This is a genomic window from Maribellus sediminis (assembly GCF_011799805.1).
Taxonomy (GTDB): domain Bacteria; phylum Bacteroidota; class Bacteroidia; order Bacteroidales; family Prolixibacteraceae; genus Draconibacterium; species Draconibacterium sediminis_A.
In genome coordinates this window covers 552,563-570,618 of the sequence record NZ_WXUB01000001.1, presented here as the reverse complement: position 1 = coordinate 570,618, position 18,056 = coordinate 552,563, and the positions used below count along the sequence as shown (strand labels likewise).

11 protein-coding genes are annotated in these 18,056 nt (G+C 41.5%); 2 read left to right on the top strand and 9 right to left on the bottom strand.

Annotation, left to right across the window (positions count from 1 at the left end; translation table 11 throughout):
- Positions 1-24: 24 nt before the first annotated feature.
- From HFD85_RS02110 to HFD85_RS02100, 3 genes are all read right to left on the bottom strand, one after another.
- Positions 25-906 (bottom strand): hypothetical protein, encoded by an 882-nt coding sequence (locus HFD85_RS02110; RefSeq protein WP_167604957.1) that lies wholly within the window; start codon positions 904-906, stop codon positions 25-27.
- Between the two features lie 42 nt (positions 907-948).
- Positions 949-2,196 carry a tyrosine-type recombinase/integrase gene (locus HFD85_RS02105; protein ID WP_167604956.1) on the bottom strand — a complete coding sequence of 416 codons (1,248 nt, stop codon included), beginning with the start codon at positions 2,194-2,196 and terminating at the stop codon, positions 949-951.
- 286 nt (positions 2,197-2,482) lie between these two features.
- Positions 2,483-3,334, bottom strand: coding sequence for a phosphodiester glycosidase family protein (locus HFD85_RS02100; protein ID WP_167604955.1), 852 nt, complete (start codon positions 3,332-3,334; stop codon positions 2,483-2,485).
- A 299-nt stretch (positions 3,335-3,633) separates the two neighbouring features.
- Here HFD85_RS02100 and HFD85_RS02095 point away from each other — a divergent pair, with 299 nt between their 5' ends.
- A complete protein-coding gene (locus tag HFD85_RS02095) occupies positions 3,634-4,806 on the top strand; it encodes a glycoside hydrolase family 88/105 protein (protein WP_167604954.1) in 1,173 nt (390 codons plus the stop codon).
- A gap of 22 nt (positions 4,807-4,828) precedes the next feature.
- Positions 4,829-5,686: a DUF4861 family protein gene (locus HFD85_RS02090; RefSeq protein ID WP_167604953.1), complete on the top strand. Its 858-nt coding sequence runs from the start codon at positions 4,829-4,831 to the stop codon at positions 5,684-5,686.
- Between the two features lie 246 nt (positions 5,687-5,932).
- On the opposite strand, the gene HFD85_RS02085 is transcribed toward HFD85_RS02090, so the two are convergent.
- The 6 genes from HFD85_RS02085 to HFD85_RS02060 all read right to left on the bottom strand — a co-directional run bounded on the left by HFD85_RS02085 (position 5,933) and on the right by HFD85_RS02060 (position 18,056).
- Entirely contained in the window at positions 5,933-7,648 is a 1,716-nt protein-coding gene (locus HFD85_RS02085) for a glycoside hydrolase family 9 protein (RefSeq protein WP_167604952.1), read from the bottom strand.
- Between the two features lie 11 nt (positions 7,649-7,659).
- A complete protein-coding gene (locus HFD85_RS02080) occupies positions 7,660-10,104 on the bottom strand; it encodes a glycoside hydrolase family 94 protein (RefSeq protein WP_167604951.1) in 2,445 nt (814 codons plus the stop codon).
- Positions 10,105-10,491: 387 nt separating this feature from the next.
- Positions 10,492-11,397 (bottom strand): TIM barrel protein, encoded by a 906-nt coding sequence (locus HFD85_RS02075; protein ID WP_167604950.1) that lies wholly within the window; start codon positions 11,395-11,397, stop codon positions 10,492-10,494.
- Positions 11,398-11,523: 126 nt separating this feature from the next.
- Positions 11,524-13,737: a patatin-like phospholipase family protein gene (locus HFD85_RS02070; RefSeq protein WP_167604949.1), complete on the bottom strand. Its 2,214-nt coding sequence runs from the start codon at positions 13,735-13,737 to the stop codon at positions 11,524-11,526.
- 210 nt (positions 13,738-13,947) lie between these two features.
- Entirely contained in the window at positions 13,948-14,346 is a 399-nt protein-coding gene (locus HFD85_RS02065) for a phosphoribosyltransferase (protein WP_167604948.1), read from the bottom strand.
- Between the two features lie 5 nt (positions 14,347-14,351).
- Positions 14,352-18,056 carry a sensor histidine kinase gene (locus HFD85_RS02060; protein WP_167604947.1) on the bottom strand — a complete coding sequence of 1,235 codons (3,705 nt, stop codon included), beginning with the start codon at positions 18,054-18,056 and terminating at the stop codon, positions 14,352-14,354.

Genomic DNA, 18,056 nt, shown 5'->3' with positions numbered 1-18,056 from the left:
GGATTAAAAAGGAAAAAAACGGGATTAGAGCTTTAGCAGCTTTTCTAACCAAGGATTTTTGATGCTGAGTTTGTATAAAAACTCTTCGGTGAGGTCTGATGGTTTAAACTGATCTGAAGTATGGGTTTGATATCTGTTGTCGAGAAAATTTCGAATGTCGATCCTCGTAATTTTAATTCGACCATCCAATTTAAAGTAGTTAAGGTTAATCAGGATTCGGTAAATACCTGCCAACTGTTTTTTCTCCCCAATCAGATTGTAGTCGGAATCGATAAACCCATTCTCGAATAGCTTTTTCTCAAATTCCATAAAATATCTTTCGTTTCGAATATGTTCGGGTAAAAAATTGCCTTTCCATCCTGGTCTAAATTTCAAATCTTTCGGAATGAAATCATGTTGACTTCTACCTATTTCATTGGATATGTCATTGTTTTTAGGGGACTGCTCTGAATCTATTTTCCCTGAGGATTGGAATTCTTCCGTTATGCGTTCTTGTTCTGGTTGAACTGAAAAATCTTCCTCAAATGCCAATAAAGCAGTTGTTTTATTGATTATGTCTTGCAGAAAGTCACGATACACGATGAGTTCTTGAAAAACTGGCACCCATTTGTTAGGCTTTGATCCTGAGCGCATTTTGTTTATCAGTTTAATTTCATCTTTTGTGGCTTCAGTTTTTCCAAGATGAACTAAATTCGCTGTGGTTTTGCTGAGTAATTTTTCTGCAACCTGTTTTATTTGAGAATAACTAAAATTATCAAGTTGAGAAACAATAAATTTCGTTGCTTTACTTATGTTATCGAAATGCACTATTCCATGCCACATCCTATTTTGTTCAATTGTGTGCAATCTGGAAATGATTGGAGCAAATGCTTCTAATGCCGTTTTTACCTTTTTTACTTTTGTCATGTTCAAAAACCAGTAAATTTTTGGGCAAAAATAAAATAATAGCTATTTAAAATTTAGCAAATTCTCGACAATACTTTTTTTTGCTTCATCCTCGAAGCCAGCAAAGTAGTTCTGGGTAGTAGTAATATTCTGGTGTCCGAACGCTTCCTTTACAAATTCCATGTTCGCACCGCCCTGGATGGCTAAAGTAGCAAACGAATGCCTTGCCCAGTATGTGGAGATTTCCTCGGGCAAGTTGTTAGCTTTTGCCAAGAGTTTGATGTGTAGATTGATAATCCGTGTAAAATTAATGACTATTGGTCTGACTTCTATTGGAGGAGTGGATTCAGTCAATATCGGGAATATGTATTGGTCAGCTTCCCTATTCTCGTTGCCGTATTTCTCGATAACCGATTTTGCATAATCAGTAAGATGGATCACGATTGTAGTGATGTTCTTTTTGGATGTCTGCCTTGTTTTCGCTCTCTTAAATTCAATCGTATCACCCTTTAAGTTTTCGTATTTCAGTAGGCAGATATCTTTCATGTTGATACCGTTGCAGATGAAGCTGAAAAACCAGAAGTCTTTTGCTTTTTGCTGCTGCGGTGTTAATGGCTTGGCGTGCCAGAGTGCTTTTATCTGATTTTTGCTTAAGGCTTTTTTTACAGCACGCCCTTGAGGGATTTCGTATTTTCGCTTTCCGAACGGGTAGAGGTCTTCGGATACCTCACCCTCCCTGATAGCATGATTAAATACCGCTCTGAGGTTTCGTAGGTATATGCCTACAGTCGTTTCACTTTTGCCTGATTTAACCATGTAGAATTCATACTTCTGCAAAAACGTTGGCGTAACCGAGTTGAATGAAACTTGGTTTGGGATGCTCCCCTTTTGCGATTCGATGTATTTCAGTATCGATTGTAAGCTTAATCTATATGAATCGGCAGTAGAATGTTGTTCGAGTTCTAGGTAGTGCTTTATCCGCTGTTTGTAGTGATAGATAACATTCTTTCCATCACCTTTACGTCTCCTGAGTTTCTTTTCAAATACTTCAAATGAAAACGGATCGGTATTTTTCGCAGCGTTCACAGCATTAATTCGAATCTCATCCAGAAAGTCCCTATCGTCCTGATGAATTTTTCGGGGACGTTCGGTTAACCATACGCTCTCGAATTGTTGTTTTGTCATGCTGACCCCTGCTGAATATATTTTTGCCTTTTGCAATAAAGGAGAATATACTCTTAATTTTATTGGGTAAGTTTCATCAGATTTTGATCTGCGGGTGTCCAGAAGAATCGATACGGTGGTTTCCATGCTGAATATGTTTTGTGCAAAAATATAAATTTGCACAATATTTGCACAATAATATGTCAGAAAAACTAAAATAAGCTGTTACTGTTATTACCTATAAGCACCGCAAATGCTGAGACATATCAAGTATTATAGGAAAATCAATTAAACAAAATAAGAAGTAATATTATGACTCTGGATCAGAAGAGTCCAGGTTCGAGCCCTGGCAGGTCAACAAATTTCAGGAATGCCTTGTAATAATTACAAGGCTTTTTTTATTCGAAAAAACCTCGAATCAATCTCATAAATGTTAGTTCATAAACACTACAATACCATTGGCAATGGCACGTGCTCCTTCGTGGTCAAACTTTTTATTGTCGGAAGGATAATTCACAACCCCTTCCTTTTTCAACCAAAGTGTGGTCGATCCGCCGCCATCCAGATTCATAGCCTCCTTGCAACCGAGTGCTTGCATTAAAATACCGAGTTCTTTAATGGAAAGTCCTGCAGCCTTGTGTTCATGTCTGCCATCAGCCGCAACCATTAAGAGTTCATAATCCGAAGTTATCCCGATAGCTGAGCGCGGATGTTTGGTGGTGTTGAAGACAACGGTGTCCGGTTCAACGAGTATTCCGTTTTTTACAAGTAGTGGACCCGAAACCATAATATCTTCGTAGTTACGGTGCCAGTTTTGCCAATCGTTTTTCGGAAATTCCACAACACGCGCAGAATCGCCGACAACGAATGCCGCTTCACTAATAAACGCTTTTGCATTCGGATTTGGATGTGTAATAATTTCATCGTCTACTTTCAGAAACAAAACTGAACCGCCGTTTTTTGTATCGAAAAATGTGCCGTTGATTGCTGCCAGTGCATTTTGCTCATCAGCCATATCGCTTAAAAGAATAAGGGTGGAGTCGGAATAAACCATCGACACCTCGTATCGGTGTTTTTTAAGATCGATCCTGAGTACATTTATGCTTTGAGGTTCACCGAATAATTCCCTCGATTTCAGTTGATACCAGCTAATTTGTCGGTTAAATTTTTGCTTTGTCCAGTCGGCCCTATGAAACGAACCAAGGTCGGCGCTTATCTGGCATTCCTGCGAATAAACAGTTCCGGAAACAACAATCAGCAAAAGGCCAAACAGTAACTTTCTCATCATTATCGGTTTTATTTCATTTCAGCTTTCTGACTCCATTTTCAATAAACGGATCACGAATTTGGGCCACAAGTTAAAGTTATAATGGATATTAACCATGGTTGTTATGTTAAGAATTTATACACCGAGCCCTTCTTCGTAGCTCAAGAAAAAGAGAACCACCAATACTGTTTCTGATAGATAAGGCTGATTTTCACATACAATAAGCATGCTTGGGAAAATCGTCACGCTAATTGATACAAATAAACTGTTACTACAATCACAGGTTATTTAGTTTTGTATACAAATCAATAAAACAGATGAAAGCTACATTTTCACTATTCATTCTTGCGCTGTTATTTAGCTGCACTCCACAACAACAAACAAACGACTCAAAAGAGTTGTACTGGGCAACCCGTTTTGCCGATGCTACCATGCACCGCGCTGATAGTTTAATCTATTACATGCGTGACGAACCAAAATTCGAGTACGATTTCAGCCTGCTCGCAGATGCGATTTACTCGCTGCGAAAAGTGGATCCTAAATACGGTAAGTATATGAAGGATTACATTGATTATTTTTTGCATGACGACGGAAAAATCGACACATATAAAACATCGGATTACAATATCGACCGGGTGCGCCCGGGAAATTGTATGATCTCGTTGTACGAAGATTACGGCGACGAAAAATATAAGTTGGGAATTGAAACGCTGGTTAACCAAATGGAAGGACAGCCACGCACCAACTCGGGCGGATTCTGGCATAAAAAAATCTATCCGTACCAGATGTGGCTCGACGGCTTGTACATGGCTGAACCTTTCCTTGTGCGTTACGCCACGGTTTTCGATCAGCCTGAATGGTACGACGAGGCAACTTTCCAATTGGAAGAAGTCTATAAACACACGCTCGATTCAGCAACCGGTCTGGTATATCATGCCTGGGACGAAAGCAAACAGGAACGCTGGTGCCAGCCCGAAACCGGACAAAGCAAACATTTCTGGAGCCGTGGTACAGGTTGGTACATGATGGCACTGGTTGATGTACTCGAATACCTTCCTGAAAATCATCCTGAACGTGCTAAGCTGATCAGGATTCTGAATGACCTGAGTACCGCACTCATTAAGGTTCAGGATCCGGAAACCGGATTGTGGTACCAGGTGCTCGACATGGGTGGCCGCGAAGGAAATTACCTCGAAGCATCCGGTTCAGCCATGATCATTTACGCGTTTGCTAAAGGTGCTAAAATGGAATTGCTCGATCAGAACTACCTCGAAACTGCCAACACTTGTTTCGACAGCCTCATCAAAAACCTGGTTACCGAAGGCGACGATGGTTACCCTAACCTTAACAATACGGTTGGAAGTTGCGGATTAGGTGGAAATCCGTATCGTGAAGCCGACTACAATTATTACATTACCGAAAAAAAGGTGGTGAACGATTCGAAAGGCGTTGGTCCACTTATTTTGGCTGCCGTAGAACTGAACAAATAATTTCAAACCAAAAAATCTGAACATGATAAACAGACTATCACTATTTGTAATTGCCGCATTTCAGGTACTGCAAATCCAAGCTCAAAATAAAACCGATGTAAGCTTATTTATGCGTTCCGACAGTATTCAACAGACGGAAATCAGTGCCGAATCGGGCGATCTGTACAATACCATCGGGCACCACGGTCCTGCTGTTGAAAACGAATGGATGGCCTTGCGTATTTACTTTAGCGAAAAAGCAGCAATCGATGTTTATTCGAAAGCAAAGCCACAGCTTGAACTCCATGAAAAGAAGTGGTACCCAAGCGCAGAAGACCAAAAAGCAGGTTGGGGAGCCGATTATTACAAGGTAGGATCGACTGTTGGACTTGGCGGCGTCTGGCTTTGGGATGGCGAAAAACCGGTAAAGCTGAATCCTGTTTCGAACCGTACCGCGCGTGTTGTTAACGAACCGACCTGTTCGTACATGGAAATGCTTTCGGAAGATGTGCCTTATATGGGACGCAAAGTGGATGTACTGGTACGAGTTACCGTTTATTCAGGTGAAAGAAACGCCAAAGTTGAGGCTTTTGCATTAAGCGATGAGCCTGTTCAGTTTGTAACCGGAATAAACTACCACAAAGGCGAAGAAATTTATAAAAAAGACGGTTTGATTGCCGCATGGGGAGTTCATCCGGAAGATGTAGCTGCCGAAATTGTTGCGCTTGGAGCAGCAATAAAATATAATCCTGATGATTTTGTACAAACTGTTGATGATGGATCACAGTTTTTACTGGTAAGTAAGCCGGGCAAAGAATTAAAAACATGGATATCATCAGCCTGTGCCCGTGAACCTGAGATAAATACCATGAAAAAATTTATCAGCTTTCTCGAAAAGTGAGAATCGGCAAAGTAATGCCAATTACGATTCCACTCCGCTCTCATTGACACTCATGAGTAAAGTAGAACTTTGAATGCAAAACAAAAAAGAAAAAGCCTGACAATCTCCCGACTGACAGGCTCAAATCGTTTTTGGTAATGTGCTTTGCACTATAATTTCATACGATTAAAACAGATTATTTTAATTGTATCGTATGGAATTCGCTTGAATTATGAATCTCAATTTTTGTATAATTTATTTACTTGCTCATTTCACATAGAAATAATCTAAACCTGAAACCAGGAATACCAACGGGGCATTCCAGTTTATTGCCGTTTCGTTTGTAGAATAGCTACATTCTACATCAACATAAGAAGCTGCAGGATACGGGCTTCTCTTCACTTCTTTCGGGTCGCAATCAGTCAAAACCGCCAGGTTGGGGCCACCGGCCAGGTAACCGGGAATTGGATCGTCAACGCCATCGGAAGACATGATCCGATTATGTGGATTCCGCGTGGATTTTGGGCCAAAACCGGTAACAAACGAAAATCCTGTAGCATTTCTTCCTAAAATATAATCGAGATCGTTCTGTGCCGATGCAACATATTTTTCATCCCTGGTAAGCTGCCAGGCAATCAGCTTCAGCATCCCATCATTAGCAACATCCGAGTTGCTTCCCCACGCAAACTTATTGATACTTACCGAATAAGGTGCCTGCTTTTCTTTCGCTAAAAGCTGGTCAACATGCGCCAGAAAACCGGCCTCAACTGCCGGAAATTTTTCGCGTTCATCCGAAGTTAAAAGCGAAATAACTCCCAGTGTATTCACGCTATTCCAGGTTGGTGTTTCCGGTTTTTTCCAATGATCGAGCATGGCGTCGAGATAGCTTCTGTTGTGAGTGTCGTTCAGGTATAATTCGGCAGCAGCCCAATACCATTCATCGGTGAGCGAACGGTCGCCATAAGCACCGGTAGAAACATCAGCAGGTTGTTTATAAAGAACATCCGGATTACGAAGCGCCCAAATCCAGGCTTTTTCAGCACCTTGTTTCATTTCGGCTGAAAGTTCATCCATTCCATATTTGGCTACAAGCCGCGAAGCATGTGCCATGGTTGCCGCAAAATCAAGCGCAGCTGCGGTGCTTTTCTGCACCACGTATCGTTGTTCCGAAGTTTCGGACGGAGCTACAAAACCTGTAAAATTTTTGGTGGTGAGTTTATGGTACACGCCTCCGTCGTTCGGGTCCTGCATGGTCATCATCCATTTCAGGTTTACCAGGGCTTCATCCAGAATATCAGGCAGTTCGTTTCCCGATTCCGGAATATTTAGATTTTGTGTTTGATGAAACTTCTTGTTTAATTCACAACTCAGCAACAAAGTATAGGTACTAATTCCACTGTTCACCACATATTTCCCGTAATCGCCGGCATCGTACCAACCTCCGGGAGAAGAAATGATGGTTCCTTCGGGACGGTTATTATCGGCTGCAGAAGCGTGTATCATTACCTGCGTATCGGGATGCCCTGCTTTCCAATGCCATTTCCCACCGTATGTTGAATCAATATCAACTCCACAACGGGCGTAATAGTATGACTTTAAAACGGCGTCGGCTAAATTGTTGTAAACTTCATTTTCGATCTTAAACGGATAAGAACAAAGCGAATCATTCACACAGATGGTATATTCTCCGGGTGCTTTAAACTCAGAAAAATCAGCTACACGTACCGAATCTCCTGAAAGTTTCCAGTATTTCCATGCACCGGTTTTCCCGGTAAATACTGTTTCCTGCTCGCTGTTTTTAATTGCAAATTCATCGGCATCGATTCTTAACAGTGCCAATTTTTGAGCAGCAGTCGGGTAACCGATTTGGTTGATCAGAATATCTTCAGAAATTTTTTGCTTTTCAATGGCAGAATCCGAACACGCGTACTGAACAAACAGCAGTACGATAAATAGATAAGTTACAGGTTTAAGATTAGGCATTTTATTTGGCTTTAAGTTGATGTTCCAAGAATCACCTTCACCCTATATTTCCCCTCCGGCATTACCGGAATCATACTCCCCTCAATTGCTTGATCGTTCATAAATAGTTGTTTAACTCCCTTGCTCACGCCTTCCGGATTGCTCACCTCTATTTCGAAGCTGGCACCACGGAATTTACGTGTTACTTTAAATTCTTTCCAGCCGACCGGGATACAAGGATCGATGATCAATCCATCGTAGTGTGTGCGGATACCAAGAATATGTTGCGTAATGGTAAGGTAGTTCCATGCAGCGGTACCCGTGAGCCACGAGTTCTTAGCTTCGCCCGGTTTAGCGGCATCCTTTCCGGCAATCATTTGTGAGTAAACGTAAGGCTCTGTTTTGTGCAGATCGCTGATATCTTCAAGATAAGCCGGGCAAATCTTTTTGTAATATTCCCAGGCCTGATCACCACGTCCAAGCACTGTTTCTCCGATCATTATCCACGGATTGTTGTGGCAGAAAATGCCCGCATTTTCCTTGTAACCCGCCGGATAACTGGAAATCTCGCCGTATTCGATGTAGTATTTCGTAAATGCCGGGTTATTCAAGACAATACCGTATTCACAGTCCAATCGTTCCTTTACCGAATCAAGTGCTTTTTCAACCATTCCTTCTTCCAGACCAATTCCGGCCATGGTACACCAGCCATTCGATTCGATAAATATCTTACCTTCTTCGTTGTCGTTACTTCCTATTTTGTTGCCAAAATAATCGTAGGCTCGCAGGAACCATTCGCCATCCCAACCGTGTTGTTTCACGGCTTCCACCATATTTTTCACATGCTTACGGGCACGTTTAGCTTCTTCCTGCTTGCCAACCTTTTCACAAAGTTCCACATAATCGCTACCGTAAACCACAAACAAACCGGCAATCATCAGCGACTCAGCTTTCGAACCTTCGGTTTTATTCTCTGTAGTTTGAAACGATTCATTCGGATCGTTTGAAAAGCAATTCAGGTTGAGGCAGTCATTCCAGTCTGCTCTTCCTATTAGAGGAAGTCCGTGAGGGCCAAGATTATTTACCACATGATCGAACGAAACGGTAAGGTGATTGAACATGGTTTTTGCCAGGCTCTCGTCGTTATCAAACGGAACCAATTCATCCAGAATACTGAAATCGCCTGTTTCTTTTATGTAGCTTACAACTCCAAGGATCAGCCACATAGGGTCGTCGTTAAAACCGCCTCCAATATCGTTGTTCCCGCGTTTTGTGAGCGGTTGGTACTGGTGATAACAGCCGCCGTCGGGGAATTGTGTTGATGCAATATCAATGATGCGTTCGCGGGCACGTTCCGGAATCTGATGCACAAATCCAACCAAATCCTGGTTGGAATCGCGGAAACCCATTCCACGGCCGATTCCACTTTCGAAAAATGAAGCTGAACGCGAGAAGTTAAAGGTGATCATACACTGGTACTGGTTCCAGATATTCACCATCCGGTCAAGCTTTTCGTCGCCCGAATCGAGAGTGTAAACACTTAATAAATCATCCCAGTATGCTTTCAATTCTGCTAAGGCTGCATCAACCTTTTCGGCAGTATCAAAATTTGCGATGGTGGCTTTTGCCTTTGTTTTGTTGATGACACCTTTTGATTCCCACTTCTCGTCTTCTTTATTTTCAACATAACCCAGAACAAACACCAAATCTTTGGTTTCGCCGGGTTGAAGTTCAATTTCGAGATAGTGTGATGCAATGGGAGACCAACCGTGTGCCACACTTTGTTTCGAAGCGCCATCGAGAACTGCCTGCGGTTCGTGAAAACCATTGTACAGTCCCATAAACGTTTCACGATCGGTATCGAAACCGTTTATTTCGGTATTTACTGAATAGTAGGCATAATGATCGCGTCGTTCTTTGTATTCGGTTTTGTGGTACAGCACCGAACCATCCACCTCAACTTCGCCGGTAGAAAAATTTCGCTGAAAGTTCTCCATGTCGGTGGCCGCATTCCAAAGTGCCCATTCTGCAAACGAGAAAAGTTTGAATTTTTTAGTGCTTTCAGAATTATTGGTCAGTGACAATTTCTGAACTTCGGCGTGTGTATTTAAGGGAACAAAAAACAATGCCTCAGCGGTGAGTCCGTCCTTTTCACCTTTTATTTTGGTATAATTCATACCATGCCGACATTCATACACATCGAGTGGTGTTTTACAAGGCTTCCAGCCCGGCGACCAAATGGTATCTCCTTCCTTTATGTAGAAGTACCGGCCACCTTCATCCATTGGCACGTTATTGTATCGGTAACGGGTAATCCTTCTGAATTTTGCATCCTTGAAAAAGGAATAGCCTCCCGCTGTATTTGAAATCAATGAAAAAAAATCGGTATTCCCCAGGTAATTAATCCAGGGCCAGGGTGTCGCCGGATTTGTAATTACATACTCACGATTGGCATCGTCAAAAAATCCAAACTTCATGAAATGGTTTGTATTTATTAGTTGTCAGGTTTAATAGTTTACAGGAAAGGTTCCTGTTCTATGTTTATTTTCTAATCTCTAATCACTCAATTGTGTTCAGCCTAGGCATATTCTGCTTGCAGAGCACTTTTACTAAGCCTATCAACAATCGAGGCCAAAGATATTGTATTTACAACATTAAGATCAAAATATTTGAGCTTAATTGTCCCAAATTTAGTTTTAGTTCATATTCTGAATTCAACTTATTGTAAAAATAACAAATTATTAATTCGGCCGCTCACTAAAAATTAAAAAGTATCTGATTTCTAAAAAACTATATCCAATCTGAATAAAAAAAGCCGGACTCTTTAAGAAATCCGGCTGCCGTATTTTCCTAATCGTTATTAATTACACCAGAATTTTTCCGGTTAAATTATCGATACTGGTTTGAATGCCTTCAAATGGGAAACCATTTCCCTGGTTGTCGTCTTCAACAAAGAAGTACTTCAAACCGGCGGTTTCGCGGGCATCGTAAATGCGTTTGTAATCGATAAGTCCGGCACCAACTGCTGTGATATCGTCTTTATCTACAGTATAAAATGGCTCTGCCACTTCTTTCGACATGTCTTTAAAATGGAGCAAGCGGAAGCGTCCCGGATATTTATTGAACATTTCAACCGGGTCCTGGCCAGCTTTTGTTGCCCAGTAACAATCCAGCTCCATAGTAATCAGATCTGCATCCATTTCTTTCATAAAGACATCGTAATAAGGTACTATTCCGTCGGTTGGCAAGAACTCGAAATTATGGTTGTGATACCCAAACTGAATGCCCACATTTTTCATGATCTCACCTACTTTATTCCAATCGGCAATCATTCGTTTGTAAGTTTCAACGTTCCTGTCTTTTTCTTCGATCCATGGCTGAACACAAAATTCAACACCGATTTCGGCATGAGCATCTGCCAGTTTCTGCGCACTTGCAGCTGTTATCCCTTCAGCTTCCACACTGGTGTGGCTACTCACGATTTTCATACCGAGATCTTCCACCAATTTCCTGAATTCTTTTGGTGCCATACCATAGAATTTTCCATCGGCATACGAAGCCATCTCAAGGTTTCTATATCCAAGGTCTGATACTTTTTTTAACGAACCCTGCAAATCATTTGCTATGGCATCGCGAATGGTATACAATTGCAGACCAACGCCAAAACTTTTTTTATCGACAGCTGCAGAAGTACATGCCATTGGGCCCAGAGCCATTGCTCCAACCGCCCCTGCTGCTGAAATTTTAAGAAAACTTCTTCTGGTTTTCATCCTTATAATTTTAGTTGGTTAATACTTTCACTTTTATTGAAGGGGAGTAAAAATAATAGAATCTGTTGACTATAAAAACTCTAAACGAGTTTCACTCACAGAAATGCGTCCCACGATCATCAAAAATTAAAACGGATAACCTACACTTATCTGAAAACGTGTTTTTGAATCCTGATTATTACCGGCCATCAGCAATTGGATTGGACCGATAAATGAATCGTATCGAATTCCTGCATTGTAGCCCCAAATGTATTCGGGGAATGCATTATCAATAATTACATTGTAAAGGTCTTCAATTGAATCGCCAATATTGCCAACATTCACGGTTCCTGAAAGATAAATGTCCTTAAACACTTCGATGTTCAATGTTGATTTGGCAAGAAAGAAATTTGGTGTATAAATTTCAGCCATATTAAAACCGGCAAAGTTGCGGTAATTGTTTCTGTACCTGTAACTATCTCCTCCCAACACGAAATTCCCGGTAACTCCCGGATCATCGGTATTCAATCCGCTGCTTATACCAAAGTTGTAAGTAACCGCACCAAACGACTTATACCAGTTATGATCGATCAAAAGTGTGGCAAAGGGATCCTGGCGTTCTTTCACGAAATAATCAAAATCGTCGCCATGTAGTTTGTTCTCGAGAACCGATTTGGATGAAAGGGCATGCGTGAACAAGATTTTAAAGTTGATGCCTCTTTTCGGGAAATACAGGTCATCGGTGGTATTTACATTATAAAAAACCGCATAGCCCCAATCGCGCGTACGGTGCTTCCCAAAACCCGCCTGATCGTAAATATTTTGCAGGTCGGGCTGAGGTTTGATACTGTTTCGTTTGTAAAAGCCATCAACACCAATCTGGTGGTTCAGTCCCGGTGTGTAATGAATGCCATATCCGAATTCAAGGTTGTTGATTTTATAATGCCCCAGCTGATCGCCAGTGTTGTATAAGGGTAGCTCGTAGCGGTAACCGTTATAATAGAAATGATCGTAAAAATGCTGCTTCTTTCCCACCAGTTTGTTCAGGTCCATTCTCAGCTCCGGGTTCTCTGAAATGTTCAGTGTAAAAAGAAAACGCGAAGAAGGCACAATTACATTTCGCAGGGTAATATTGCTGATCAAACCAACACCAAGATCATCGTCGTAGCGGGCAGCATATTTCACCATCGCCCGAGGATTCTCGGTAACATTGAACACAAGAATATAACCTTCATTTTCTTCATCTCTTTCCAACGAATAGGTTAGTTTTCTTAAATCGGGCGAACCGTGCATGTATTCAATAGCCTCTTTTATATCGGCATAAGACAATGAATCTCCTTTTTCGATACCCGACTTTGATATGATGTAATCGTCATCAATATTTCTTAGGTTTTTTACTTCAATTCCGGTGATCAGAATTTTATGCGGCTGATCGATTTTTTTAGGAGGATGTAAGCTAAGATGCAGGCTGTCGGCTAAGGATCTAAGTTCGGCGTACATTTCACGGGCGGCCACCTCCCCAAGTTTTTCGATTTCAGGCCCTTTTACAAAATCGCTTGAAGTATACTTGCCAAGTTTCGGAATGATCAGAACATCAACGTTATCGAATTGTTCCCTGGCGTCAACAATTCCCGACAAAGCCACAGCACGTGATAATACCGCTGTCATCGATTCCAAATCTTCAGCATTTACATTTTCCTGAAAACCAACGTAAACGCCAATAATGATATCGGCTCCCATATCCAATGCTTCCTGCACCGGAAAATTTCGTGCTACACCACCATCTACCAAAAGCATAGAATCCATTTTTACGGGTGCAAATACCGTAGGAATGGCCATACTCGAGCGGATAGCAGTTACGAGGTCTCCCGAACGGTGTTCAATTACTTTACCCGAAACTACATCAACGGCCATACAATGAAAAGGAATCGGCAGGCTGTCGAAATTCTGTTCTTCTGAAAGAGGCCAGAATAATTCTGAAAACCGTCCTTCCAGGTTGTGGCCCTCAATCAATCCAATCGGAAGATCCACCTTTTTTTCTTTAAAAGGAAACTCAACAATGTATTTCCGGGTTTCTCTTTTTTCCTGCATGGCTACTTTGCTCAGGCTCACATTGTCGTTGAGTAGCTGCCCCCAGTTAGCTGTTTGGTTAATTTCGGTCAGTTCCTCGCCCGAGTAGCCAACCGCATAAAGTCCACCTATGATACTCCCCATGCTTGTACCGGTAATGATATCAGGAGTTATACCAATTTCTTCGAGTACATTTATTACACCGATATGGGCAAATCCCTTCGCTCCGCCCCCACTTAAAACCAGGCCAATTTTTGGTCTTGTTTGCGTGGAATCGCTTTCCTGGGCCATATTCTTAAAAGGGGAAAAGAGGACGCTGATAAGAACCAGGGCCCCAAAAACAGTTATGCGATTTGTTGTTCCGATTACGTTCTTTTTGATTTTAAAGCTAAGCCGTTCATTTGCAAAGCTCTAATTTAAGAAATTCCCGGCACCGAAATATCATAAAATAGTTAAATGATAAACACCTCGAAATGAAATTAACATTTCAGGGAACATCCATTAAGGTTTCCAGGGCCACTTTACGCAATCTTTAATTTCAGGGAAAAGTACAAAATCGGCGTTTCCTTTCATGGCACAGGTTTTAACATTGAACCCTTGAAGCAATTCCAGAGCGGCATTCATCGTTTTTCCACTCACCGAGACATCGTCAACCAAAAGAATCTTTTTTCCGTTGAGCTGCATAGTAGGTTGATTCAATATTTTGGGAGCCTCGTAACGTGGATTATTTTGTTCATCACGGTAGTTTAGGGTAATAACCTCGAGTTCGGCTTCTAAATGATAGGCGAGCATGGTGGCTGCCGGCACACCTCCCGAACCAATTCCAATAACCAGGTCGATTGGTGGAAATTCAATTGTTTTTAACCTTGCTGCTATTTCCTGAAATGAAAGTGGTACCATCTGTCTTATCCTATTCTGTTTTGTTTTCTGCTTTCTTTCGATTTGCCCTCTTCGTGGTATATCGGCATCTCAATATAAAAAGTAGTTCCTTTATCTAACTCGGTCTCAAACCATACCTTGCCGGCAAAATTCTCCACAATATTTTTTACAATTGCCAGTCCCAGTCCCATACCGCTGGTTTTAGTAGTAAAACTTGGGGTAAACAGTTTATGCCTGAGCTCTACCGGAATACCACTACCATTGTCGGAAACTGCAATAACCACATTTTCTTCTTTTCGTGTGAGTTCAATTGTAATTACCGCCTGTTGCTTTTCAGGAACCGACTGGATGGCGTTTTTTATCAGGTTGATGATGGCCCGCGACAATTGTTCTTTATCCGCGTTCACCTCCACCTTTTCGCACTCATTCAATTCGAAAATAAATTTAGCCTGATTGTAACTTGTATAAAGATTGATTGTGCGTTCCAGTTGTTCGGCCAGCACAAATATCTGATTTGTGGCCCTTGGAATCTTAGCAAAATTCGAGAATTCAGTGGCGATATTCGATAGGTTGTCAATTTGCTCGATCAAGGTATTGGTAACCCTGTCGAGGTATTTATTGTATTCTTCGTCTTTCCCTTTTGACCGCTGCAGATACTGAATATTTAGTTTCATCGGTGTCAGCGGATTCTTAATTTCGTGTGCAATCTGCTTGGCCATTTCACGCCAGGCCGATTCCCGCTCGGATCGAGCCAGCAACTCGGCGCTAACGGCAAGTTCTTCCACCTTTTTATTGTACTCTTGCACCAGGCTGCCAATCTCGTCTTTCCGGGTATAATGAATGGGTTCGTTCCGTTTACCAAGCTGCATTTTTTGCAGGTTCTGCTGAATGAGCACCAGAGGTCGCGTAATTTGGTTGGCGATAAATACGGCAGCAATAATGCTGGCCAGAAACAGCAGTACATACAAATTGATAAAAGCCACAATATAAGTTGAAATCTCCTGGCTGTACGTATCCTGTTTGATAAAATAAGGCAGGTTTATAAATCCAAGATAATCGCCCCAGTTGTTTATGATTGGCCGGTACGCCGAGAGATACGACAACTGTCCAATATTTTCGGGTTGAAAATAACTTATCTTAAAATTCTGAAACATTTCGAAATATGCCTTTGCATTTATTCGGGTTGATACCAGACCACGTTCGAAAATCTCGGCACGTGATGAAGCAATAAGATTACCGGCTGTATTGTAAATGTTGATATCGGTTCGAAATATATTCGACAATTTTGACAGCTCAGATTGCAGGTCCACCTCCATTTCAGGGGTGATTTCGCGCCGGTTGGTCAGTCGCATGTCAATCTCTTCCGAAATCGATTTCATTTTTTCATTCAGGTCCTCTTCGTGCTTCGAGCGATATTCCCGCACATTGTAAAAAATGGTAACAAGTGCCACTACCAGTAACGAAACAAAAACAATGGAAATAATGGCGGCCTGAATCCTGAACTTCAAGTCGATCTGGAAACTTTTCTCCCTTACTGCACTGTTCCCGATTAGCAAAATCAACATCAACATTACAAGGTAAAATACAAACAGGTAGGGAAAAGCAATAAGGTAGTCGCCAAACGAGAGTAATTCGCGGGTAACCACCACAAAATTATAATCCTGTGTATGGTAAACGAGGTGCTCGTAATTATCCTGTTTTATAAAATTAAATTCCTTATCGGAAGTAAGGTAGGGATGTCCGTTGAAGTTGTAATTGTAATCGCCAAACTTATCGGTAAGTTCTCCGCCATAATATTTGGCATAGCTGAATTTACGGTAGGTTTCCGAGCGCGTCATCGATTTATCAATCAGCAACTCGGGGAAGCCAATCCCTTCGAATAAGAGTTCCGAATCGAGATCAATAAAAAGAAATTCGCCTTTGCCTTCAGGTGTTAGCTGAATAAACAAGCGGCCGGTATAAGAAATCCTGCCGTTCATATTATCCATGAAATAAAAATTGGTCCCCGAAATCGGTACTCCCTGGTTTTCGATCATTTCATTCATAAATGGAATACAGGGAACCTTTACTTCATCGGGTTCTACTATCAGGCTATCGGCCTCCGAACACACAAAAATGCTCAGGTTATATTTCCGAAAATAGGTATTAAAATACGATTGTGCTATGTATTCTTCTACATCTTCGCCCTGTAGTAACAAACTCTGAATGGCCGGGTCGTTAAGAATACGGTACTGAATTTCGGCCAGAAAAACTTCCGCCGCAGGATCGCGTTCGGTAACAAGGGAAACTGCAAATAACTTTTGCTGGGCCTTCTCCTTCTTTTTAATCGTTCCGTTTATTACAATAAGCGAATACACCGAAACCAACGACACAAAAATAATAAGGTAACTAAGCGTGAAGGTTCGAATGTATTTTAAACTGAACAGCGACGCCATAAAAGTTGTCACAATAAACAGAATGAGCACAGTGTAGTAAAAATCCCTGATAACGATCCATTGAACAAGGGACAGAAACACACCGACCGACACTGCCATCAGGAAGACTTCTCTTAGCTTCAAAAAACGGCGCGATTCGTGATTGATTCTGATGGTAAAGAAAATATTCCCGAGCAACAACAAACCTACAGCAATAACACCCAGAACGCTCTGAAAGGATATCTCAGTAATTTTATTAAGCGCAAAAGAGATGGTTGAATTTATGATCAATTCTTTGATCAGGAAATGTATCAGCAGAAACAAGCTCGCCGCAAAAAGCATTAAAATCCATACTATTGCACGCACCGGAAGTTGTGAACTTTCCTTCAGTTCCTTTATGCGCAAATCGATGGAAAAATTGTAAATCCAAAACAGGAAAAACAAGGACAGCAGCACATAGTCGCCAAGCGAAGGCATCCAGTAGTTGATGGCGAAGAAATCGGGGCCAAAAAACTTGAGGTGGAAAAACACCTTTGGCACCATAAACAACAAATGAAACCAGTACACGATAAACAGAGCGCCCGCCAGTCCAACCAGTTTTAAACCGAATGGTGCTTTCCTGTCTACAAATTCGCGGCGGAAATAAATAAGCAGAAATATTAGCCCAAGCAGGTATAAAAATCCCGGAAAATATAGTTGTTTGGTTGTACAGAGGTACTTTCCGTAAGGCCATAGCGAGAACAAAAATTCGCCCTCGCCATTGTACAACAAATAGGCATCGTTGTCTTTTTTTGCTTCAATAATGTATTCGTCGGGGATGTTATAACTACTGAAGAACCTGTTTTGGAGGTACTTGTTTTCGAAACTGTAATTGTTCTTTATGCGGTGCAGACCGAATATTGCATAATTATCAACATGTACCGAATCAATTAAAAAATAGCCATTTCGTAGTTCTGTAAAACCGTCGGTGGTTTCAAACTCGTCGGGCGAGTTAAAAAAAGCTATGGAACGATCGGTCCAGAAAACCAGTTCATTGTTTTCGTAGACCAGGAAACCAAACCCGGTTTCCCTTACCAGTGTAAGCTTTTGAGAATAATACTGTTCGATCACCATATCGAGATCTTCCTTCGAAAGCTGATCGCGAAATTTATCGAGGCGCAGGTGCAGTTCGTTTTCATTGTGAATGATCTGTGCCTGAAATTCCTGGATAAGACTGGTCTCGGGATGTTTTTTTAGCAGCCCATTCTCGATAATAGCTGCGGCAATAATTATTCCGAGCGCCAAAAACAAAAAAGTATATTTATTTATTCTCGACAT